This window comes from Pseudoalteromonas sp. 2CM39R, from assembly GCF_023161845.1.
In genome coordinates, this window is sequence record NZ_JALNTM010000003.1 from 690,018 (window position 1) to 714,672 (window position 24,655).

At 38.8% G+C, this 24,655-nt stretch carries 17 protein-coding genes; 6 read left to right on the top strand and 11 right to left on the bottom strand.

Annotated elements, in window-relative coordinates:
* Positions 1 to 19 precede the first annotated feature (19 nt).
* Positions 20 to 1,549 (top strand): DNA cytosine methyltransferase, encoded by a 1,530-nt coding sequence (locus tag MTF66_RS10300; protein ID WP_248527161.1) that lies wholly within the window; start codon positions 20 to 22, stop codon positions 1,547 to 1,549.
* Between the two features lie 41 nt (positions 1,550 to 1,590).
* Here the strand turns inward: MTF66_RS10300 and MTF66_RS38590 are convergent, their stop codons facing one another.
* The 7 genes from MTF66_RS38590 to MTF66_RS10335 form a co-directional block, all read right to left on the bottom strand.
* Positions 1,591 to 2,451 (bottom strand): restriction endonuclease, encoded by an 861-nt coding sequence (locus MTF66_RS38590; RefSeq protein WP_248527162.1) that lies wholly within the window; start codon positions 2,449 to 2,451, stop codon positions 1,591 to 1,593.
* Between the two features lie 42 nt (positions 2,452 to 2,493).
* Positions 2,494 to 4,347: an AIPR family protein gene (locus MTF66_RS10310; RefSeq protein WP_248527164.1), complete on the bottom strand. Its 1,854-nt coding sequence runs from the start codon at positions 4,345 to 4,347 to the stop codon at positions 2,494 to 2,496.
* The gene (locus MTF66_RS10315; RefSeq protein ID WP_248527166.1) at positions 4,348 to 5,307 is read right to left on the bottom strand and encodes a PD-(D/E)XK motif protein; all 960 of its coding nucleotides are present in this window, start codon (positions 5,305 to 5,307) and stop codon (positions 4,348 to 4,350) included. It lies immediately after the preceding gene.
* Positions 5,307 to 8,435, bottom strand: a complete 3,129-nt coding sequence (locus tag MTF66_RS10320; protein ID WP_248527168.1) for a Z1 domain-containing protein — start codon at positions 8,433 to 8,435, stop codon at positions 5,307 to 5,309. Before MTF66_RS10320 ends, MTF66_RS10315 begins: the two co-directional genes overlap by 1 nt.
* A gap of 5 nt (positions 8,436 to 8,440) precedes the next feature.
* The gene (locus tag MTF66_RS10325; protein ID WP_248527169.1) at positions 8,441 to 9,973 is read right to left on the bottom strand and encodes an ATP-binding protein; all 1,533 of its coding nucleotides are present in this window, start codon (positions 9,971 to 9,973) and stop codon (positions 8,441 to 8,443) included.
* A gap of 880 nt (positions 9,974 to 10,853) precedes the next feature.
* Entirely contained in the window at positions 10,854 to 12,443 is a 1,590-nt protein-coding gene (locus tag MTF66_RS10330; protein ID WP_248527170.1) for an HNH endonuclease, read from the bottom strand.
* Entirely contained in the window at positions 12,440 to 13,039 is a 600-nt protein-coding gene (locus MTF66_RS10335) for a bifunctional 2-polyprenyl-6-hydroxyphenol methylase/3-demethylubiquinol 3-O-methyltransferase UbiG (RefSeq protein ID WP_055011615.1), read from the bottom strand. Before MTF66_RS10335 ends, MTF66_RS10330 begins: the two co-directional genes overlap by 4 nt.
* A 447-nt stretch (positions 13,040 to 13,486) precedes the next feature.
* Between MTF66_RS10335 and MTF66_RS10340 the strand changes: the two genes are divergently transcribed.
* From MTF66_RS10340 to MTF66_RS10355, 4 genes are all read left to right on the top strand, one after another.
* A complete protein-coding gene (locus MTF66_RS10340) occupies positions 13,487 to 14,269 on the top strand; it encodes an ABC transporter substrate-binding protein (RefSeq protein ID WP_075170091.1) in 783 nt (260 codons plus the stop codon).
* 35 nt (positions 14,270 to 14,304) lie between these two features.
* Complete coding sequence (locus MTF66_RS10345) at positions 14,305 to 15,816, top strand: ABC transporter substrate-binding protein (RefSeq protein ID WP_248527172.1); 1,512 nt, start codon at positions 14,305 to 14,307, stop codon at positions 15,814 to 15,816.
* A gap of 117 nt (positions 15,817 to 15,933) precedes the next feature.
* Entirely contained in the window at positions 15,934 to 16,668 is a 735-nt protein-coding gene (locus MTF66_RS10350; RefSeq protein WP_248527174.1) for an ABC transporter substrate-binding protein, read from the top strand.
* 143 nt (positions 16,669 to 16,811) lie between these two features.
* A complete protein-coding gene (locus MTF66_RS10355) occupies positions 16,812 to 18,413 on the top strand; it encodes an ABC-F family ATPase (RefSeq protein WP_010389550.1) in 1,602 nt (533 codons plus the stop codon).
* A gap of 553 nt (positions 18,414 to 18,966) precedes the next feature.
* Here the strand turns inward: MTF66_RS10355 and katG are convergent.
* Positions 18,967 to 21,147, bottom strand: coding sequence for a catalase/peroxidase HPI (gene katG, locus MTF66_RS10360; RefSeq protein ID WP_248527176.1), 2,181 nt, complete (start codon positions 21,145 to 21,147; stop codon positions 18,967 to 18,969).
* A 643-nt stretch (positions 21,148 to 21,790) separates the two neighbouring features.
* On the opposite strand from katG, the gene MTF66_RS10365 reads away from it, so the two are divergent.
* Positions 21,791 to 22,672 carry a tetratricopeptide repeat protein gene (locus MTF66_RS10365; RefSeq protein ID WP_008112666.1) on the top strand — a complete coding sequence of 294 codons (882 nt, stop codon included), beginning with the start codon at positions 21,791 to 21,793 and terminating at the stop codon, positions 22,670 to 22,672.
* A 12-nt stretch (positions 22,673 to 22,684) separates the two neighbouring features.
* Here the strand turns inward: MTF66_RS10365 and MTF66_RS10370 are convergent, their stop codons facing one another.
* From MTF66_RS10370 to MTF66_RS10380, 3 genes are all read right to left on the bottom strand, one after another.
* A complete protein-coding gene (locus MTF66_RS10370) occupies positions 22,685 to 23,005 on the bottom strand; it encodes a hypothetical protein (protein WP_008112665.1) in 321 nt (106 codons plus the stop codon).
* A gap of 9 nt (positions 23,006 to 23,014) precedes the next feature.
* The gene (locus MTF66_RS10375; protein WP_054201473.1) at positions 23,015 to 23,716 is read right to left on the bottom strand and encodes a nuclear transport factor 2 family protein; all 702 of its coding nucleotides are present in this window, start codon (positions 23,714 to 23,716) and stop codon (positions 23,015 to 23,017) included.
* A 90-nt stretch (positions 23,717 to 23,806) separates the two neighbouring features.
* Positions 23,807 to 24,550, bottom strand: a complete 744-nt coding sequence (locus tag MTF66_RS10380) for a ferredoxin--NADP reductase (RefSeq protein ID WP_054201474.1) — start codon at positions 24,548 to 24,550, stop codon at positions 23,807 to 23,809.
* Positions 24,551 to 24,655 lie beyond the last annotated feature (105 nt).

Genomic DNA, 24,655 nt, shown 5'->3' on the forward strand with positions numbered 1-24,655 from the left:
TGTAGTTGTTTAGTTAGTTATGGAAAACGGTGAAATTCTTGTCATTGATTTATTTGCAGGCCCTGGCGGGCTTGGCGAAGGAATTTCCGCAGCTAAAACAGAAGATGGCAAAACACCTTTTCAAATAGGTATTTCTGTTGAGAAAGATGTAAATGCACATCAAACCTTAACTACTCGTGCTTTTTTCAGATTACTTAAAGCTAAATCCCAACCATTAGATAATTATTACGATTATCTTCATGGGAAAATTACACGTGATGAGCTATTTGATAGTCATCCTGATATTGCAACAGAAGCCAACCAAGAGACTTTAAATGGTGCTAAAGAACTGGGCAAAGATAATAAGCTTATTCATAAGCGCATAAAAGAACTCGTAAAACAACACAAGGGTCCGAAAGTTCTAATAGGTGGCCCTCCTTGCCAAGCATATTCATTAGCTGGCCGCTCACGTAATGCCGGAAATAAAAGCTATATTGCAGAAGATGATGCTCGTCACTTTTTATACAAAGAATATTTACAGGTAATAAGCCTAGCTAAACCAGATATTTTTGTAATGGAGAATGTTCGCGGAATCCTAACAGCCAAAGTTAATGGACAAGTTATGTTTCCGCAAATATTAGAAGACTTGCGTAACCCTGGATCAGTAACTAAACAAAAAAAGATTCCAAAATATAAAATCTACTCATTAGTCGTTGATGCCGAAAACCCAGAAAATCCACAATACAAAGACTCTGCCGATTTCTTAATTCGGTGCGAACGATACGGTATACCTCAAGCAAGGCATCGTGTGATTTTACTGGGTGTGCGTGAGGATATTAAAGCTACTCCAAAAACATTAAAACTATGCGAATACCAAGTTACCGTTGAGCAAGCTATTAGTGACTTACCAAGTTTACGCAGTGGTTTTTCAAAACAAAAGGATAACGCAAAAGATTGGGAAGCAGCTGTTGCTAAAAATGCAGATAAATTAAAGCAGATTCTGACAAAGCAATTTGACCCAGAATCAGCAAATAGCTTAAATCTTCAGCCAAAAATCGGTTTATCTAGAATAGAAACTGCATTAAGTGACAAAACTCCAGACATGCCACAGTCATTGAAAGCCTGGTATATAGACCCTAACTTAAAAGTAGTACTAAACCATGAAACCAGAGGGCATATGGTTGATGATTTACTACGCTACGCATACTGCGCTGCATATGCTCAAATAGAAGGCTCATCACCTAAATCTCGTCACTTTCCGAAAGAATTAGCCCCAGCCCATGCAAATTGGGATACAGGCACACATGCAGACCGTTTTAGAGTGCAAGTTGCAGATAAGTATGCAACGACAGTAACGAGCCATATTTCAAAGGATGGCCACTACTTCGTACATTACGATCCACAGCAATGCAGAAGTTTAAGTGTTCGTGAAGCGGCCCGGCTACAAACATTCCCTGATAATTATATTTTCGAAGGAACGAGAACTAATCAGTATGTACAGGTAGGAAATGCTGTACCACCTTATTTGGCTAAAAAAATAGGAGAAATAGTTTTAGATTTATTACTTTAATTCGATAAAGTCACAAAGCTATGTATTTCTCATCATTGATATCAAATAGAATCGAACCATTTAGGCTTTATTATCACATGTTCTTTCATCTGCACTTCTACACCTAGCCGTAAGTCCCTTAACTGTTCGGCAAGATCGTTCCCGTCAATTAAATCTATTGGCGTAGCCCCGTCTCTTTGAGCTTCTTTTTTTGCATCTCGAGTAAACGTACCTGTAGTAATAAATAAACCTTTATCAGCTCTCCCCATCATAGCACCTCTAAAATCTCTAATGGCTGGTGATGATACTGAGCCCGTATATCTTTTACATTGAAATACGACGTGAAATGATAAAACGCCGCCAATTTTAAGAATACCTTTACCATCAATGCCTCCATCAGCAGACTTACCAGTGACTTCAACATTAGAGAAACCTAATTCTCGCAAAAATCGCTGACTAAGTCTTTCAAATGCGTCAGGTTCAATATTCTTTAATATGTCAACAAGTTCATCTTCCCATGTTAGCTCATTTAATTCATCAGACTTCGCTATTAAGTTACTGAGTTCTTGTTTTTTGGCTCTATTTTTATTATTTGTCGTTCCTGACAATTTCCTTACAATTATTTTTGATTGCTCTTTATCAATTTTCTTTGTTTTTAGCCCTTCACTTGTTAACGCCCACAGTGCACGGCCTGAATTTTCGATCAAGCCAAGCCTTTTTAGGTAGTTTCTTGCCCATGCAAGACGGTAAGAGAGTTTTGATGTATTCCCTCTATGAACATCATCAACTTCCTCATCAGTTAACGATAAAAGCTGAATAACAGTTTCCTCCACCTCTTGATTAGTTCCAGAACCACCTAATTTATGAAAAGCCTCTAAAACTGGGTCGAAAAGTTCGTCATATTTGTATTTAAATATTTCCACGATTTACCTTATGGTTAAGCTGTATAGCTAAGGTTTAAATATCTAAGAATTAGTTAACATTCTGCTCGAATAATCAGAACTCATGAATGTATTCAATTCTGTAGAAGACCTTATAACATCCCAAAGCTCTTCTTTTTTTGAAAATTCACCATAATCATCACTTAGAGAATATGTTTTTATAAGATCATTCATTAAAAATAATAATTGTTTCAAATATTCCTTCATTTCTTCGTTAATTACCTCTTGTCTCCAAATCTTATCAAGAGAGAACTTTTCTCCAGATTCTTTCGCCCATAAATAAATTGCAGATATAGCATATGGAACAGCAGCTGAGCGCAGTTGCCCTATTGCATTTCTCCCTTGTCCATATACCTCTTCCATAGTCCTGAACAGTATTATTTTAGCAATAAGTTGCTCATAAAATTCACGATTGATGTCTTTGCCTTCCCCCTGCTCTGGTTCAATATCTTCAATAAAAGTCCGAAAAACTTTCTCGCCGCCTTTCTTAACAAGGTGTGGCGCGTCTCCCCAAGCACAATAGTATTTGGCTAACAACTCTTTCGTGAAGCGTTTTCTAGGTGGGAACTCGCTTTTTAGTCTTTGTCCATTGGAGCTTTTTCTCACTTGAGTATTGAAATCTCCTTTTGCTCTTTCAAAAAACCATTTTTTTCCAGACGGAGTTAAAACACTCTCGCTGAGTGACTTTAGCTTTACTAATTTAGGGCTTCGAGATCTTAGGTCAACTTTAGAAACCCTCGATTGACTATTGGAGTACTCGCTAATTTTAGAAATCAAATCATCTAAATCTTTTGATTTACTTGTTTTAGCAATATTAATTTTTGCCATTACCTTGACATTACTAATATCTAACCCTTCCTTGTTAGAAAAATAAATAGACGCTGTAGTCTGTCCACCATTCACAATCTGAAAGTCTTCTAGGCTCTCCAGATAAAGTGATTTTCGATAAAAAGTTGTTTTTGCTTCTGTGGCAGTAATAGTTAAACCATTATTAAATGCAATGAACTTTTCAGGCTCATCTTTAATAGTTTGCTTAATTCCTCTATTTACACCTTTGAACTGTAAAAATGAACGAACATTTTTTTCTAATAACTGGCTTGAATACCGTTTATAAAGATCTGCCAAAATCGGTGCATCTAAAACACACAGATAAGATTCAAAATCCTTCTCCTCGGCAGCTTTAATAACCTCAATATTCTTACCAATTACATCCTTAAAAACAACTTTAAGTGGTTCAGCTCTACCTTGTGAGGCATATATATTTGCTAGATAGTTTAAGTCAACAACTCTTCTGATAAAAAGAAGTTCTTTAAATTGAGCTTTTTTACCTACAACTTTATGAGAGAAGTTTTTCTTTTCATCTTTAAAATGAATATTGCGTAAATGAGGTTCTTCTCCTCTGAAAGAAACTGTAGCAGATAAAGTAACTAGGAATATTTCTATAACATCAAATTGAATTAACCCGTCTTCACTGCCCAGCTTTGCAATTAACGGTTTAATGGGCTCAGACTCCTGAACATTTTCAAGCTTATTTTGCAGTGCAGAAGACACTAGTCGAATGGCCTTTTTAAATTGCTCTTCATAAACGCTCCGTTGCGATATAAAAAAGCTTTCACAGCTTTCCGCTAAGTAAGCCTCATCCACTATGAATATTTGCAGCCGTTCGCCTGTACTATTTACAGAGTAACCATTGATCTTAATTTTATCGTCATTTGATAGGTAATATGCGTGGTTAATATCTTCCGAGTCGACAACCTTAGTCTCCAGCAAGAGTGGCATTACTTCGTCTATTAACAAGCTTTGTTGAATAAAACCATCATCATCTTGACTAGAATTTAATAAATCATCGCGAGTATTTATAACTGCACTTAAACTCACTTAGTAATTCTCCTGTAAAACTTTAAACTCTTGTAACTCTCTAATATCTAGATTGTATTTTACTGAATAAACTGCAAGTGGAAGGCAAGATCTCACAATTTTTGGAAAGCTATCATTACTACAATCAAAAACTTCCTTTGTCTTTCTAGTAAACAATAAATTTGAATACTTTGATAACCTTTCTTCATTTAAGCTTTCTTTTTCTAAGGCAGCTAACAATAAGGTAATATCTCCACTCCGTTTTTGTATTTGAGCTTTAATCTTTAAAAAAAGATCTTTCAATGACAAACCATGTTCCGTTTCGCTGATCGAGAAAACAGTCAATGATAACTTTTTATCATCAATGTTATCTAACTGGAATTCACTTGAAATCTTAACTATTGATGAGCTTATAGACTTTGTTTTTATTTCAATTGATGAACTAGGTAGTTCAAAGTCATGCGCCGCATCGTATGGCCCCACCCAAGCTTTTAACGCAGGGTCAATACTTGAATCAGAACTAACGCTTTTTATTAAATCCAATAAATAACTTAATTCTCCCCACAGCCCAATAAGTCGCTCTTTACTTAAACTTCTTTCAATAGTTTTAGAAAAAAAAGAGACCCACTTCACATATGTTCTTACAAACTCTTTAGATGCTTCCGTAGGGTCTGAAAAACCTTTTATAGAGTCTATTAAAGAAACAACTAAATCATCGAATAGTGATGAAAAATCATTATCTAAAAGTCTTATGATTAGGAAGTGTCCTTCTTTTACAAACAAAAGCTCTATATTATCGTTATTTAGAGCATCGAATTTAGGTGTAAATAAGGATGGCAGGTAAATTAATATTGAGTGATTTGCCCCTTCATCTACTGCTAAAAACACTTCTAATGAACCGCTCGCCTCAAATCGCAAAGTTTGGTAACCAGATTCAGTCTGTTGTGATTCCAATAATCGCCATTTTTCACTTAATTCCATTACAACTCCGCATCAGAAGGTAAAAGTTCACCGGAAGCATCATCTTCTTCTTCCGGAATCTCTAGGTTATAGTCACCTTTTACATATTCACCACACGGATCGACAGTTCGTTTGATTGGAGGGAAGCCTAATGCCATGCCAACTAACGGTTCTGTCAGTTCTTGTTCTCTCTCTTTCAATAAACGTTGAACATTTAAATCCACTTTTCCTGGTACTTGATTAAACGCATAGAACGGATCAAATAAATAAAAAATCAAAACGCCCTGGTTCGGAGTTAATTTTTCTCGATATATTCGTTCAGGTTTAGTCTTTGTTGCTGCCTGTTTAATTGCATCGCCTTCGGTGAGGTTGGGGTCATTCTTCAATATTTCTTGGGCCTTTTGTTTGATAAACTCTTTTTCTGCTAAATAAGCTATGCCCTCTTCAAGAGCAACTTTCATATCAGTACCACCACTCATAATATTGGCAGACGAGCCAGTTGCTTTAAACTTTTGATCTTTTACAAATTCGTCATAAAAATGGTTGCCTTTAACAGGAGTAGGACCACTTCTCACTGCTAACTGAATGTCTTTTATGAGGCCGGTATCTTCTTCCGTCATAATCCCTAACCCCTTTTCCTTAGAAGCGCTACCAGTTAATTTAATAGCAATAGTCCAAGATGTTAGTAAGTTTTTGTTGGCACATTTTTTTAAATATTGTTTGATTAGGCTAAGCCTCATCTCATCAAAATTATTATTTCCATCGAGTATTTTGTTTAAGTCTTCTAAAGTTACAGTCGTTGAGAGCAGTGACCCTTTTTTTTCAGCTTTCGCGAATAAAGGTGAAACTATTCTTTTAAAATCTTTCCAAACATTGCTGATTTTCTCTTTAGTAACATCAAACTCTGTTGTCATCACTAATGAATCTTGGAAGGACCATTTTACACTTGTTGTATTTTTTAAAATTGTAGGACGTGTAATTTGTAAGACTCCGGGATGCTTCCTCACTCTTAGTTCAAAATCTCTAGGAGTAGCTTCTTTTTCATCCATTTTCTTAAATTCTGCTTTCAATTCATCAATACACAATGACGTTGAATCATATTTAGATATAAGGTCTCTTGAGGTGAATAGTTTGCAACAATCTAAGTAGCCTGGGCGATAGCCGAACCACCTACCCATTTGTAGGAGTGAGTCAGAATAATTTGTTGTTCGAACAAAATAACTTACTGTCAATCCTTCTAAAGTGAAGCCCCTAGATAGTCTATTACCACCAATCGCAATTATCTTACGAGGCTTTTCATCTTGATATTTCAAATCTTTACCTGTCGCACTATTTAATGCGGTCACTTCAATATTCGAAACAGCATCTACAAGTAAAGGACTTATTGCATCATAGGAGACTGGTTGCATATAGTCATCAATGTACTTATCCGGCAGATAACTATGAATTGAGCCAACAATTTCTGCACAATAATCTAACCAGACTTTTTCAAATTTACGGTAAATTGAGCTTGGAGAGTTCGGCTTATCCATCTTTAATCGGGTTTCGATATCTTTATAGAAATCATTGAGCAAAGTTGCAGTCTTATTCTGCCAAGCGGTGAACCTAGATATATGAACTAGCATCGTGTTATGTGGTTGGTAAATTTTGGAGTGAAACATGTCTTTACGTCTAGTTTCTCGTACAGCTATACCTAAAATAAAGCACATTACCGCATCTTTAATGCTTTCTGGTAAGGCTTCTGGAAACTTATCTACTGACTTAGCAGCTCGAGTTTTGCGTCGATACTCACTGAATGATGCAAAGTTAAGGTAAGTGCCATATTCACCGAGCTTATCATCCCAATCTTTTTTATTATCAAATCTCTCGATCCCAATAACCTTGTCGTCAATGTCCATTACTCTACTTGGAAAATCCGAAACATAATCATCGATATCAAATACTACTGGTAGTTTTTTACTTGGCTGAAGAGTCTCAAAAATCCTATGAGCACCAATATAGTTTGTGGGTGTATCGAGCAAAAAAATGAAGTCGTCAGGAAATAGGTTGTCAACCTGCATAAACAAAGTCTCTTTAGAGCCCTCTTTAGATTTATCAGGAATACTCCATAAATCATCAGAAGCTTCATTTCTATCTTGGATTACATTTGCAAATGGTGTAGCTGTGTAGCCTAAATAAGATTTTTTATGAAAAATCCCTAATATTGCTCTTATATGCCCATTAATTTTAGAGGCGTATTTTTCACCCTTATGGCCTTCATTATTCAATGAAGCATTATCTGCTTCGTCGTCAATAATCAATAAAGGTAGGCTGTGCTTAGTTTCTCCTTTAGGTAAGTTATCTTTTAACCAAAGTAATATATTTTTTAGGATACTCACATTTTTTTTACAAACCATAATGTTTGCTTGATTTAACGAAGGCATTCCTCCAGCTAACGACCGGTTAAAATCTGCCTCTTCGGAGGTAATAGAAATAACTTGAAAAACACTTTCGTCACCTTGGTGCCCAAATGCTTGCTTTAATCCAACACCTTTACCGTCGCCAATAACATCTTTATCCATCCTAGCTTGCGTTTGTGAACGAAGATCATCCATAATTCCAGATAAAACTATGATTAACTTATAACCAGAATCTAGGGCTCGATTGATCACCGCATTAAAGTTTCCTGTTTTACCCGACTGAACATCACCGTCTACCAAACCTTTAATAAACACTGGAGATTGAATTTTTGGATCTGCCAATTTTCCTAATATCTTTAAACTAGAGTTTTCAATTTCTTCTACTACAGATTCAGCTCGCCCCTGATCTCGTAAATATTCCAAATACCTCTCTGTATAATTCCATTTAATATCTTTCTTTCTTGATTCGTTTAACCAAGTTATTTTACTTTTCGATAAAACACTTGGCTGCTCAATTGTCGTTACATGATTTGATTGAACTTCTTTTCTTATTACATCAAAGTAACTCTCAAATGTTTCTCTATCTATATGCGGCCAACTTAGGTGCTCAGCTACGATCCTCAGACTTGAGTATATTTTATCTACTAAAACTGTACGCATTTCATCTAATGATTCAAAGCTTGCTGTTTTTAAGTGTTCCTTAAACTTATCCTTGATTGCTTCTTGGTATTTGAAACGGTAATTATCCATATAGGTTACTCCAAAATTTTCAATAGTTCTGTTGGCAACGTGTCAAGCTCTATACCTAATTCACTGATAAGGTTTTTCTTAATAAATTCGCTACTAAATCCTTGGTTTTTTAGACTTAAAATGGTCTCAAAAAAATCATTATCTTTAGTTTCATCACACCGGTAAAATGGCACATTTTCATGGGTGTCTCTAATTTTATTAATCGCTGTATTAATCATCCTTACAAGCAAAAGTAATTGTGTCTTTTGTTTCTGGTTACATGACTCAACTAAATCATTTAGTAATGGAAAGTCATGATTCAATTCCAACAATGGCCCTTTATTAGAATGAATTTTTTTTAGAAATTTAGCGTCTTTTGGGTTAGGTTGGTGAGTAAACTTTTTAATACCTCTATTGTAGAATTCTTTCTCTGCTTCACTAGTTAACTCTTCAATGTATCCTTTAAACGCTTTTATTAAATCATGAGGAATTATCACCTGAGATTTAGCTACGTTAAGATGGAGTAAATGATCTGCTTTATTTCCGATATCCACTCTTAATCTAGCCAACTGCAATCTGGGAGATTTTCTAATTAACCCATTCCAACCACCATAAATTATCAAGCGATTAGAGCGATATATATACACCCCCTCCATATCCAACAAACTTTTATTAGGGGTAGTCCAATCATTCCCTAGCTGTTGTGATTCTTTGATACTGAAAGAAGGCAGTACAAAGCCTTCTAGTTTAATATTGTCATGTCCAAAATCTTTTTGTCTAAACTCTAATTTTCGAAGACTTTGTTGATTCTCAGGAAAAGGGTTAAATGGCTTAATATGAGAGTTATTAACTCGAATTGTTAATGGCTGAACGGGATTATCTAAAAAGCGGTGAAAAACGATACCCAAATGCTCTGTTGTATTTTGAACTATCTCTCGATTCAGTGCTTTTTTTCTATTGTGTTCTTTAAGATATTTTTCAAATTTGTAAAGACCAGACCAAATAACTATAGTATTAGGCGAGAAGTCTGATATTTCACCATTAAAATCTTGATTTAATTTATTAAAATCATTCAAAAGTTTATTGACTTCTACCTCGCTGTTGACCAGAAGTTCCCATTTTTTAGTTTTAACTAAGTGTTCGACATCCCAAGTCAATCCGAAATACTTTTTATCACCCCTTTTTCTTGATAAGACAGTAAACTTTCTAGTTTGAGAAAATGAGGCAGCCTTCAGACCAAGTCCAAACCGCCCTAGATCTGCTAAAGACCTATTTCCATCCGGGCTTGAACTTGGGAATTGCATATTATGAATAAGTTCACCTTGGGTCATACCATCACCATTATCAGCCAAAAACAACTGAAATGGTTCAGTGTCCGAGTCAACCAATACTTGAATTGCATCAGAACGAGCGCTCACAGAGTTATCAATTAGATCCGCAATTGCTGCCTCAAGACTATATCCTTGCTCTGAGATTGATTTAATTAAAAAATCAGGGACAGGCGTAGCGTTAATTATATTTGTACCTCTCTGCAAAATAACTCCATACTTTAATTCCATTGACTAGCTGTATTTTTATCATTAACAGCTTAAATAGCCAACGCTTCTTATTAAAAAACTGATTAAAAACAATGGCCAAAGCTAAATTATTTAGAAAGATACATAAGTAATTATCGCAAATATAGTTCAATGCAAGCCCTACCATGAATAAACTTTAATTAACTAGGTTACCTTTTCGCTTTAGTTATCATTCTTTATATATAAACAAATCAAAATTAAAAAAACCTAACTATGAGCTTTGTAAACACGACGAGATTAAGCACCAACGGCAGCGACCCTTTGGTTACCATTGCCAACGTGATATTACCTTAAATAGGTTTTTTAATTCCTGAATCCGAATACCAAATTATGACCTATAAACACTGCAAACTTTGCAACATTAAAAACAGCGCTTTTCGCGCGAGCAAGCTCTGCGCCTATAAGTTAAAACACGAGATAAACTCCCGCCTACATTTATAAACACAAATCGACCAAAACACTCCAATTCCCCGTGATCACATCCGAAAGTTATAAATTGATGAGTAATCACTTGCATGGATGCAAGTTAAGCCGTGACTTCGCCATGGATGGCGAATACACGGCGCTTACGTTCACATCAATTTTTAACTTGAGGACACAGTGTGATCCTCGGGCGCGCCGTGGGATTCCAAAGGGTGGTCGGCGGCAGCCGCCCTTTGGTTGCCATCGCCAACGCGATAAAACCTCGAATAGAGGTTATTAAACCCCTTTTCCCAAAACCATGTAAAAATCACGGCTCAAGCACGACCTGCAATTAAAAAGCGCGAGGTAAACTCCCGCCTACGCCACGACCTACAAACTTAAAACCTGCGCTTTTCGCGCGAGCAAGCTCTGCGCCTACAAGTTAAAGCGCGACTACAAACTACTCTGCAACCACTTGTTTAAACCGCGCGAAGGTTCGCATGCTTTCATCAGCAATCATTACCTCATAATCGGGGTTTTGAGCAATTAGCTCATATTGCCCATTAGGTAATTTATTAACTTTACGCAGTAAATACTGCCCTTCCCCACCTATATCATCCCGCTCTATAGCGACTATTTGGCCGCGTAGCGAGCCGGCTTTATCGGAAGTTATAAGCTCAAGTAACAATAAATCACCATCAAGTATTGGGTGTTTACCGCCATTCATTGAGTTACCCGATGCGTGCGCTAAAAAATGCACTTGCGGGTCGAGCTTGCCCGCGCCAAGTGGTGCATCCATTAATTCCATATCGCTTTCATCCCCTGTTTTAAAATGCCCACAGGCTATTTTTATATTGGGGAAGTACGGCAGCTTTAATGCATTATCTATTGATTTTAAGCTAACTTCGGGCTTAGCAACTTGATTTAACTCAGGTTGTGATGCATTTGGGAACGTAAACAACTCAGCAGTTGGTTTTGCTTGTTCGAAACTGTTTTTGCCAAGCCATAATTTAGCACTGCTTGATTCGGCAACCTGATACGCCCAGTTACTTACTGCAAGCGATTTATCTGCATCGCAGTAAAAGTAAGGTTGCAGTTTATTAGTTATTTCGGCTTTATGAATATCAAGGTTTTGTTCTAGCCAGCGGTCGCGGTGAGCAAAAGCTGCGAGGTGGTCTCGCTTATTGTTATTACAATCAGCATGCGCAGCAACAAAGTTATGTGCTAAGTCGTTTGGATAGCGCTTAAAAGGAATAAAGTGATCGATCTCTGGCGTTTTTTTAGTTTCTTTTTCGTTTTTTAGATTCATTGGCTTTTGGCAGTAAAAGCAAAGCCCGCTTTGAATATCTATCAATAGTGGAGTTACCACTTTTAACGCAGTTCTGTTACTGCCAAACAAGAACTCTTGTAGCTGGCTTTGCGATCCTAATAGTGTTTGATTCGCTTTTATAGTTTGTACTTTTTCTATCCATTCAGTAACACTAAGATGCACAACCAAATCGTAAAAACGCCTAAAACACTGAGCTATACCAGCATTTAAAACAATTCGCTTGGGCTCTCTGCCTTTACCTAAAAGTATATGGGGATATAAAAAACATTCTTCTTTACCCGAAAGTAACTGTAAGCGCCAAAGAGGGCCATCGATAAATGTTCGCCTAAGAGAACTAATTACTTGGTTATATTGTTGGTAGTTTTTGAATGCGTTGTAACTTTTCACACCTGCATTTTGTAGTTTGTAAATTTCGGTGATGAACTTTGCCTGTCCTTGGCTATTTTGCTTTAACAGCATGTCTTCAGTATTAGTAATAATATCGGTAGAGTGCGCAGCGTAAGGCATTGAGTGGTTCCAATAAAGTTGAATAAATTTATCGACTAACGTGTCGATTTTTATTTCCATTGGAGCACTCTGATCTTCATTTTGCTGTTCTACGCAAATATCAGCAATAGCATGTAATAGTGCATATTTATACGTTGCGGTGAATTCGCCCTCAACCAGCATGCGCTGAATATAGGCGATAAAGTCGAGTTGCTGCTGCATTGCGCCAATCATAAAACCGGCACTGCTTTAATTAGGGCATTGAGCCATACTTCACTCTCGCGCTCTGGGCGTTGGTCAACCGTTTGCCATTGTTTTAGTATTTTAAGCTCGGTGTGGTGGGTAATTAGCGCGGTTAGGCCATCTTCATTTAAATCGGTAAATTCACGGCCGTTATGCACGCGTTCTTGCGTGCCGTATTTAAACGACACATACAAAACACCGTTTGGTTTTAGGGCATTTTGCAGCTTTAAAAACACCTGTGGTAACTCTACTTTTGGCACATGCAATAAACTGGCGCAGCACCAAATACCGTCGTACATATTTGTACAATTAAGCTGCTGGAAGGCTTTAACCTCTACAGTTTGTAGTAAGTAATTACTGGCTAACTTTGCAATGTTTTCGCTTGCATCAAACGCGCTAACAGTAAAACCTTGCTGTTTAAAATACATAGCATCGCGGGCACTGCCACAGCCAGCATCTAAAATATGGCCATGTTTAGGGATAAGCGGTAAAAACTCAGCGTAAAGCGCCGACATATCAACATTAAGCGTTGAGTCGCTAAAAGTTTGTGCATGTTGATTGTAGTAATTGAGTGTTTTAGTAGGCACTAAATTCACCGCTCCTTGGTTTATTTATTAATCTGGCATTCATTTATAACTAATCTACAGTATCAACATTTAAAAATATAGAGCTACGGCAATATATACGCCCTAAGTAGTATGTTTTTATTACAAAAAAGCACTGTTTAACTGCTATAAACCAATGTTATTTACACTTTTACCTATTAACTCTACATCTTTGAAAGTATTAAAGTTATATAAACGCTTCGGTGCTATTTGAATGAGTAGCAATAATTAAACACTTACCTTAATCCACACTAAAAACATGGCTGTTATTTACCCTGCAGTGTAATAGTATGAACACGTATTGCACCGTTCATTTATTGGTCAGCGAGGTGTGCTATGTTTACTCATAAGATCGCTCTTCAGCGCTTACTAGTATAAAAAATGTATTGGCTAGTGTGGCTGTGTTTAAGTACAGAGGTGTTACTTTCAATGAATGTTAGGGTTAGGTGGTTTTTAGCTGTACTTTTGGCGCTTTGTTTAGGCGTGCCTAGCAGTGGTTGGGCGTCGAGCGATATTAAAAAAATTGTACTGGCTACCGACACCATTGACGGGCTGGTAGAAAAAGACGGCTCTGGCCTTTACGTTGATATGCTGACTAAAATTTTTGCTGCGCAGTCGATTGAACTTAATATTATGATTGTGCCTCAGTCGCGTGCTTATTGGTGGACGGCTAACGGCAATGCCGATGCTATGTTAAGTGCAAGGCAAAATGAGGTGGAGGGGTTGTACTTTCCGGTTTGGCATTACGATATTACTTTTGTGTCGGCGATGTTTAAAAAAGGCCGATTTAAAAATTGGCAAGGTGAGTATTCGTTACAAAACCGCTCGGTAGGCACATTAAGGGGATCTAACTACAATAATTATTTGTATGTGCCGATTGATTTGCAACAGGTTACTCAGCGGATTGAGGGCGTTAAAATGCTCAAGCTTGATAGGCTTGATTTCTTTTTAGATAGCCGTAAAGCGCTGCAGCAAACCTTGATTGCTAATGCCGCTGAGTTATCAACAATAAACTTTGACCCACAGCAGTACCAAATTGAAAATATAGTTCCAATAAAGCAATACATTGCCTTTACCGATAACGCTAAAGGCCGCGAGTTAGCACAAATTTTTGATGCCGGTTTTGCTAAGTTACTTGCCAGTGGTGAGCTAGAAGCGCTTTTTATTGCTTACAACTACCTGCCTTTTCCCTTTCCACAAAATATAGACTAGAGTAGTAATTACATATTGCCGTGGTTGAGTTTTTTATGAGAGTTGTATTTGCTTTAGTTATAAGCTTAATTTTTGTTTTTCAATGCGTTGCACAAAGTAACCTGCCTCTCTCTAAAATAGAAAGCCAACCCAGTACACTGCTTCACGCAAACACCCAACTTAATGTACTTACGGTTGATTTAGGCACTATTATTAGCAAGCCACTTATACAAAGGGGATTAGAGTTTGAACAGCGAACCGGTATTAAAGTTAATGTAACCAAGGTGCCTTTTGGTCAGTTATATAATGAAATAAGTAAAGATTTAAGCTCACCAACCAGCCAGTACGATATTATTGCTTATGCATCGCAGTGGATGGTTGATTTTGCACAAAATAATTACCTAGAGCGCCTAGACACTTACGTAAGTGCCGACCCTTTAATTCAATGGAATGATGTATCGCGCTTTTTTAGAGATTTTAGCTCTAAATATAATGGTCAAATTTACTCTATCCCCCTCGATGGCGATCTACACTTACTGTATTACCGCCTCGATGTACTTAAAAAGTATGGCCTTACCCCACCCAGAACCTGGGATGATTACCTTGCTATTGCTAAGCAATTGCATGGGGTTGATATGAATGGGGATGGCGAAGGTGATTTTGGCTCGTGCATTTCTAAAAAAGCCAATGAACAGTCGTATTGGTCGCTGTTGTCTATTGCGGGTAGTTTTTTGCAAAGTAAAGGCACGTCGCAGGGGATATTTTTTAACACCAAAACCATGGCGCCGTTAGTGAATAACGCGGCATTTAAAAAAGCCTTACAAATTTATAAACAAACCACCGAATTTGGCTCTGCCGATGAACTTAACTTTGACACTAACGATGTAAGGTATGCGTTTATTAATGGGCGCTGCGCTTTAGCTATTGAATGGGGCGATATTGGCACCATGACCGTATTACCCGAATCTAAAGTAAAAAACAAAACGGGGGTAAGTATATTACCGGGGTCAACCGAGGTATTAAATCGTAAAACAAACCAGCTTGAGCGATGTAACTCTACCCTTTGCCCATTTGCCATGGGCGATATTAACTATGCGCCTTATGCTGCATTTGGTGGTTGGGTAGGCTCAATAAACCGCGCCAGCACTGCTGGCAAAAAAAAGCTCGCTTATGAGTACTTGTCGTATGTTACTCAGCCTTTGCAATCTAATGAAGATGTAACCATAGGGGCCACGGGCATGAATCCGTATCGTACCTCTCAATTGGTTAATCAGCAAAGCTGGCTTAAGCAAGGCATGAGTGAAAATACCCTTCGCTTTTATTTAGGCTCTATTTCTAAAACGGTAAATAATGCCAATATTATTCTGGATTTAAGAATTTTTGAAAACAACCGTTACTTTAGAGACATACTCGACACGGAAGTAGCTAAATACTTAAGGCATAACCAAACCGTAGACCAAACGGTTGAAAACATTGAAACCGGCTGGAATAAGTTAACCGATGAAATTGGCCGTAACAAACAATTAAAGGCTTATCGAGCGTCGTTAGGCTTAGTTGCAACTCCTTGAGCCCCCAGCATTTGTTTTTACTGGGCTACCTGCACTGCGCGCTCTTTATTTATTACAAGCGGGATAAATCTGCCAGCTAGTGTATACTTAGTTGTAGTCATTCTTTAGAGTAATAAAATGCTAAGACTCGCTTTTGTTGTATTACTAATAATCGGTAGTTTTAAGGTATTTGCCTGTGTCAAAACACTTAAAGTGGGTACTAATGAACGCAACTGGCCGCCTTATGTGGTGGCAGTTAATAACAATTTAACAGGCGTTGAAATTGATGTGGTAAATACGATTTTTAACGGCTCATCGTTTTGTTTAAAGTTTATGCTGCTGCCTACCTCTGCTCGTGCTTTTGAAGAATTAAAAGAAGGCCGTATTGATATTGTTTTTGCAGCCAGCATAACCTCTGATAGACAAAGTTATGCCTATTTTAGCGATACTTATCGCGATGAAATAATGCGCCTCTATAAATATAGCGACTCTCCTGATATAAATAACCTAAGCGATATTTTTTATAGAGATTTAACGCTCGCTATTGGTCGCGGTAGTTATTATGGCGCTGCATTTGCGCAGTTTAAACAAAATCATCCTGCTCACGTTATTATGATGCCCACAGCCGATAAACGCTTTGCAATGCTTAGTAAAAACAGAGTGGATTACGCAATAGAAGACGAAGTAGCAGCACAATATTTTTTAAACCAACATCCAAGCATTGAGCTTGTTACTAGTATGGCGGCTATTAATAAGAGTTCTATTCATTTAATGTTGAGTAAAAAGTCTATTAACCAAGCCGAGTTACAAACTATAAATGAGTTAATTAAACAAAATAAAAGCAACATACACGCTATTTATCAGCTGTTATAGCTTTTAAGCTTTATTCTTTTACCTTTCATCTTTGGGCGTGGATCTGTATAATTCGCGGCCTATTATTTACTCTATCGCTTGTTTATTTATGCGGCACCTTGCTGCAGCTTAACCCTGCCATTAATTTTCTAGGATTACTTTTTTTGATCTCCACCGCAAATATTACGATGCAGTTTGGCGCAGAGCCGTTGTTTGAAAACATTTCAGCTAAATTTGGTAACGGTAACCGTTACGGTTTAATTGGCGCTAACGGCTGCGGCAAGTCGACATTTATGAAAATTTTAAGCGGTGCGCTTACGCCTAGTGCAGGTAATGTGTCTATTACGCCGGGGCTAAAATTAGGTAACCTAAGCCAAGATCAGTTTGCGTTTGAACAATACAGCGTAGTTGACGCGGTAATTATGGGCGACGTTGAGCTTTGGAAAGTAAAACAAGAGCGCGACCGTATTTATTCGTTGCCTGAAATGAGCGAAGAAGACGGCATGAAAGTAGCCGAGCTTGAAAGTGTATTTGCTGAAATGGACGGTTACACCGCAGAAAGCCGCGCAGAAGAAATACTACTTGATGCGGGTATCGATAAAGAATTTCATTATGGTTTAATGGCAAACGTAGCCCCTGGTTGGAAATTGCGTGTGCTTTTAGCACAGGCGCTATTTGCTAATCCTGATATTTTGCTACTTGATGAGCCAACCAATAACTTGGATATTCATACTATTACGTGGCTTGCGAATGAGCTTAACCAACGTAAATGTACCATGATTATTATTTCCCATGACCGTCACTTTTTAAACTCGGTATGTACGCACATGGCCGATATTGATTACGGCGAGCTGCGCATTTACCCAGGTAACTACGAAAAGTACCTTGAAGCCTCAGGCTTGCAACGCGAACAGTTATTAGCTGAAAACGCGAAAAAAAGCGCTGAAATAGACGAGCTACAAGACTTTGTTAACCGTTTTGGTGCTAATGCCTCTAAAGCAAAACAAGCCAGCTCGCGTGCTAAAAAAATGGACAAAATTAAGCTTGATGAAGTTAAAGCATCAAGCCGTATGAGCCCGTCACTGAGCTTTGACGAAGGCAAAAAAATGTATCGCCAAGCGCTTGAGCTAACCAAGCTTGGCCATGGATTTGACGGTGAAACATTATTTACCGGCGGCGACTTATTGCTAGAAGCGGGTGCAAAGCTTGCGGTAATTGGCGAAAATGGTGTGGGTAAAACCACCTTTTTACGTTGTTTAGTTAACGAGCTTGAAAGTTTACACGGTGAAGTTAAATGGTCAGAAAACGCGACCTTTGGTTACTGCCCACAAGACAGCAGCAAAGACTTTGATAACGACTTAACTTTATTTGATTGGATGTCGCAGTGGCGCACTGCTAAACACAACGATTTAATGGTTCGTGGCATGTTAGGGCGTTTATTATTTACCGCAGACGATTCAAATAAAAAAGCGCGTAACTGTTCAGGTGGTGAGAAAAACCGTTTGTTATTCGGTAAGTTAATGATGCAAGACGTTAACGTACTAATAATGGATGAACCAACAAACCACATGGATATGGAAGCCATTGAAGCGCTTAACAATGCCCTAAAAGACTTTAAAGGCACGCTTATTTTTGTAAGCCATGACCGTGAGTTTGTATCGTCACTAGCAACGCGTATTGTTGATATTAAAGACAAGCAAGTGATTGACTTCCAAGGTACGTTTGACGAATACCTAGCAAGCTGCGAAGAAAATAAAGTAGCTTAAGAGCTAGGTTAAAGAAATAGCCTAAACCATTTTAAAAGCGGTGCTTGTTTAAGCGCCGTTTTTTTGTGCCTGTATTTCGGGGTTCGGGGTTCGGGGTTCGGGGTTCGGGGTTCGGGGTTCGGGGTTCGGGGTTCGGGGTTCGGGGTTCGGGGTTCGGCAGAATTGTGCTTGGTAGTTTATTTATGAAAAAGCAAAGAAAGGCTGTGTTTTTTGCTCATTTACACTCATTCTTTGCTCTTTGTGCAAATAACTTTTAAGTGATTTATTCACCACTGAAGGTTATGAGGCGCTGCATTTTACCCGCGACTCGCAGCTCGAAGCCCGTTGTCTTCTCATTTACTCTCATTCGCTTCTCTGTGTTCAAATAGCTTTTAGTGAATTATGCACAAAGAGGGCTATGAGGCGCTGCGCTGAAAGAGTAGGTTAAAGGATAAAGGTTTCAGATTTTAGCACTAGCTCGCGCCTCGCAGCCCGTTGCCCGTTGCCCACAGCTCGTAACTTTCAAATAATAAAAAAAGGAGCATTGCTGCTCCTTTTTAAATACTACTCAGGTTTATTTAATATCAAACCTATCGGCGTTCATTACTTTTACCCATGCATTTATAAAGTCGTGTACAAAACGGGTTTTGTTATCGTCTTGAGCATAAAACTCTGCTAATGCACGTAGGATTGAGTTTGAACCAAACACTAAATCAACCCGCGTAGCCGTGTACTTGGTTTTACCGCTTGCGCGATCAACTATGTTGTACTCGCCTTTACTTGCAGGTTCCCAGCGGTTGTTCATGTCGGTTAAATTAACAAAGAAGTCGTTACTCAGTACGCCTACGTTGTCGGTAAATACGCCATGCTCACTATTGCCATAGTTAGTGCCCAGTACGCGCATACCAGCTAGTAACACGCTCATTTCTGGCCCGGTTAAGCCCATTAATTGGCTGCGCTCCAGTAATAGCTCCTCGGCGGATACAGCGTAGTCTTTTTTCAACCAGTTTCTAAAGCCATCATGAATTGGCTCTAATGGCTCGAATGACTCTGCGTCGGTCATATCATCAGTTGCATCGCCACGCCCTGGGGCAAATGGTACGGTTACATCAACTCCGGCCTTTTTAGCGGCTTGCTCTACTGCAGCGGTGCCGCCAAGTACAATTAAATCAGCCATACTAACAGGCTTAGTTAAGCTCGCTTGCAGTGTTTCAAGTGCGCTAAGTACCTTGGCTAAACGCGCAGGTTCGTTACCTTGCCAGTTATTTTGCGGAGCTAGGCGAATACGGGCGCCATTAGCTCCACCACGGTGATCGGAGCCTCTATAAGTACGTGCGCTGTCCCATGCGGTATTAATTAAGTCGGTTTCACTTAGTCCACAATTAAGTAGCTTCGCTTTTAAGTCGGTTATTTCAGCGTCGCTTAGGATGTAATCAACCGTTGGAATTGGATCTTGCCAGATTAAATCTTCGCTTGGTACATCGGCACCTAAATAGCGCGATTTTGGCCCTAAATCACGGTGGGTTAACTTAAACCATGCGCGAGCAAATACGTCAGTAAAGTACTCAAAATCGTCATTAAAACGCTCAATAATTTTACGATATGCGGGATCGAGCTTCATTGCCATGTCGGCATCGGTCATTATTGGGTTTAAACGAATTGATGAGTCTTCCACATCAACGGGTTTATCTTCTTCTTTAATATTAACCGGCTCCCACTGATGAGCACCGGCAGGGCTTTTTGTTAGCTCCCATTCGTAATTGAGCAACAATTTACAATAGCCGTTATCCCATTTAGTTGGGTAAGTTGTCCATGCGCCCTCAATACCTGAGGTCATGGTATCGCGGCCAATGCCACGGGTTTTATGGTTATTCCAACCAAGGCCTTGCTCGTGTACGTCGGCAGCTTCTGGCTCTGGGCCTAAGTTTTCTTCTTTACCATTACCGTGAGTTTTACCAACAGTGTGACCACCAACAGTGAGTGCTGCGGTTTCTTCGTCGTTCATGGCCATGCGGGCAAAGGTTTCGCGGACTTGATCTGCGGTTTTAAGTGGATCGGGCTTGCCATTAACCCCTTCTGGGTTTACATAAATTAAGCCCATTTGTACTGCTGCTAATGGGTTTTCCATGGTATCGGGTTTATCAACCTGGGTATAACGCTCATCACTTGGGGCCAGCCATTCTTTTTCTGCACCCCAGTAAACGTCTTTTTCTGGATGCCAAATATCTTCACGGCCGCCAGCAAAGCCAAAGGTTTTAAGTCCCATTGATTCATACGCCATATTACCGGCTAAAATCATCAGATCAGCCCATGAAAGCTTATTGCCGTATTTCTTTTTAATTGGCCACAGCAAACGGCGAGCTTTGTCGAGGTTGGCATTATCGGGCCATGAGTTAAGTGGAGCAAAACGTTGATTACCCGTACCGCCACCGCCTCGGCCATCCGCTAAACGATACGAGCCCGCAGCATGCCACGCCATACGGATCATCAGACCACCATAGTGCCCCCAATCGGCTGGCCACCACGGTTGGCTTTGAGTCATTAAATTTTTTAGGTCGGTTTTAAGTGCCTCTAAGTCGAGTGAATTAAAAGCGTCGGCGTAATTAAAGTCGCTATCGTAGGGGGTAGTTTTACTATCGTGCTGATGAAGGATGTCTAAATTCAGTGAATTTGGCCACCAATCTGTATTGGTGTTTTCAGTTGTGGTATTACTGCCATGCATAACTGGGCATTTACCCGCTTTATGATTATCCATATTGAGCTCCTTTTTAAATATAAATAAAAACGCCCATGCTTACTGCTTTTGGCATTCACCAATTGGGAGCGCTGTTATTTTTTTGCCATTATATTAATGACGTGTACGGTCTCTGCTTATTCAATATACGTGTAGCGGCTTTGATACGCTAGCGCAAGACGATGCTTTAAAACGATTACAATCATTTATAAATATGATGGTGCTGCCAGTTGTGTGCTTAATATTAAAACTTTTTATAAAATAGATGATCGTTATTAAAAATAGCCACGTAATGTATGCTGAAGGGTTTGAAAGTGACTTAGGTTATCTTAAGTGCACAGTGGAATACCCCCCTTCGCCATGAAATTATAGTTATAAAAGGTGTATAAACTATTTATGCACCTTTATTTCTTCCCTATTTTTAACTATTTGAATTTAGTTAAGTAAAAATTCAGGTAGGCACATATACACTAGGCCTTATCTCCTATTGTTCCCTGAGATGTTGATGTAGTTTTTTCCAGCCCACCTTGGGCTGGTTTTTTTTGCCTATAATTACTGCCACCCAAGTTAATGCCAGCTCTTCCCTATACTCACCCTAGTACCAATGATGTGCGCATGTTAGAGTTAACAAAGCGATTAATTAATTTTTTAACTAGGCATATCAATGCGTTTTTATTTTTTACTATTTATTGTTTTTATAGGTGCTTCATCTGCAGTGCAAGCTGCTGATAAAAACACCGCGACCTTGGATGAGCAACAGCAACGTGAATTAGCGCAGCTAAAAGAGCCAATGTATAAGCCATTACTTGAGCGTTATATTCTCGACGAATTAAAGTCGGTTCGCCAAGATCAACAAAAACTGCGTGAAGACGTGACCAAACAAGTTACGCATGCACAGTTAGACACCGCCGATCGGGCTCTTACCTACACCACAGATACCATTAATAATGTATTTTTTATTATTACTGCAACCGCTTCTATTTTAGTATTGGTGGGCTGGAATTCACTACGTGATGTAAAAAATAAAGTGGAAGATATAGTAAATACTCGAGTTAGTGTTATTACTGACGAGTACGAAGACCGCTTGAAAATTTTAGAAGAAAAACTGCGTGTACGTTCTGAAGAAATACTCAGTAACCAAGAACGTATATCGATCACCAACGAAGTTCATTCGTTATGGATGCGAGCCAACCTAGAAAGTGATATTGCCAATAAAATTGAAATATTCGATGAGATTTTAAAACGTAAACCAGAAGATGTAGAAGCAATTGCCTACAAAGCGGATGCATTATTAGAGCTAAATGAAACTGAGCAAGCCATTGAGCTTTGCAATCAAGCCATTGATATAGACAGCGATTACGGTTACGCCTATTGGCAAAGAGCCTGTGCGTATGCTTTAACACATGAACATGCAGATGCCCTAGCTGATATAAAAATGTCTCTTGAATACTCGCCTAACTTACGAAACGAGCTACTTCACGAAAGTGCTTTTGCCAGCCTACATGATAACGATAGCTTTAATGCTATTGTTTCAAACGAAGCTTAGGGTCTGCTGACCCTAGCGTTTGAAGTATAAGTCTATTGATTTAGAGAGCAGCTCGTCTAGCTGCTCTTCAAAGTCTTCTATGTCAATTTCAAAATGATTTAAGTACGCTTTAGCCTGCACCTGAGATAAATTGCGGTTTTTAACGCTGTATTGGCGCTCATCTTTTTGCTTGTCGTATCGAGGTAAAAATAATAACTGCGCATAATAAGGCGATTTAATGTGCTTGTTCGCAAAGCGACAAAAGTCTTCAATGTGGTCTACGCCATCAGGGCCTAAACAACCTGGCTCTACTCGATACATTACACGAATTTTTTTCTCGTCACTTAGCTGCATAATTAATAATTACCTAAAAAATAAAACCCTAACCACTTTACCATCTTTGATCTGATAACTTGATATAAGCTCTGAACGTTTATCTATAACGTTCGCATCCGTTGAACAGGTTTCTGACAGTTCATGGTCTATTACAATATCACCATGCACAATACGCTTGATTGGTGATGAGTGCAGACACTTAAGTTTTTTAAACATAATGCCATAACGCGCTATTAGTTTTTCTTTACCTTTAAATAATAGCTCATTCGGGAAAATATAAAACTCAACATCTTCATCATACATGCGAATAAATTCTTCAATGTTACGCGCGTTGTAAGCATTTACTAATTGCTCAACAACAGCAAGTGACTCACGCGACTGTTTTGCTTTGGCTTGTTGCTTTGCTGTGAGTGCTTCTTTTGCTTGTGTGACTGCTTGCTCAGCTTGCGCAACAGCCTGGGCTTTATCCGCTTTACTATTAGGCTGCTGAACGGGCTTTGTAGATTCGCTGCCAAGTACTTGAGAGTCATCTGCTTTTACTTTATCAACAACCGGCTTTTTTGGTGTATTAGCCTCTTGGCTTAATGTATCAAGCGCGTCTTGTTGTTGCGCTGCATTTTTTTGCTGTGTTTGTTTAGTCTCGTCCAGCGGTGTTGATTGCTCTATAGCATGACTATTTAACGTGAAAGCGGCCAATAAACAGGCACAAATAATAAATAAAGATTTCATGGATTTCCTAAGTACGAAGACTAAATACAATTAAAGCGCAACATAGCAAATTTTAGGCCTCTGAGATAGTTATTATAACGTTATAGCTAGCTACCAATACTGCTCAACCGTGATATGTCCCGGCTCTTTTCGACGATTACGCTTATAATTTTGAGCCAATAATAACTCTGTGGTGTCTTTAACCATTTGCGGATTACCACACAGCATAAATTGGGCATTATTTGGTGTAGCCCATAACCCCACGTGCTCATATAAAGCATTATTTTCAATCACAGTGGTAATTCTGCCTGCTAAGCCTTGTAAAGGCACCTCACGGCTAACAACCGGAATATAGTTGAGTTGACTAGGATGTGATTTTATTAGTTTGTTAATAAGCTCCTGATAGCTTAAATCGCTATTTTGCCGTACACCATGCACTAAATTTATGTGTTTGTATTTTTGCCATACTTCGCTCTGCTGTAACATTGATAAAAATGGCCCAATAGCTGTGCCTGTACTAAGCATCCACAATTGCTCACTCGCAGGCACTTCATCTAGAGTAAAAAAGCCAGTTGCTCGGCGCTCTATTAATACGGTGTCACCTGGTTTGAGTGTGGCTAAATGAGAAGATAGTAAACCATCAACCACATTGATGAGGTAAAACTCTAAATCAGGACTTTGTGGTGCATTAACATAAGAGTAGGCGCGAGCGATACGTTTATCACCGTCCATAATAGAGAGCTTTGTAAATTGCCCTGCTTTAAACGGCTCTACATCGGCGTGAACGGTTATGCTAAATAACGATTCATTCCACCATTTGACTGACTTTACTGTCGCATCAATCCAATTAGACATAGTTACTCCAGAGTTTAAGACGTGTTTTAGCTATCAGCTATCAGCTATCAGCTATCAGCTATCAGCTATCAGCTATCAGCTATCAGCTATCAGCTATCAGCTATC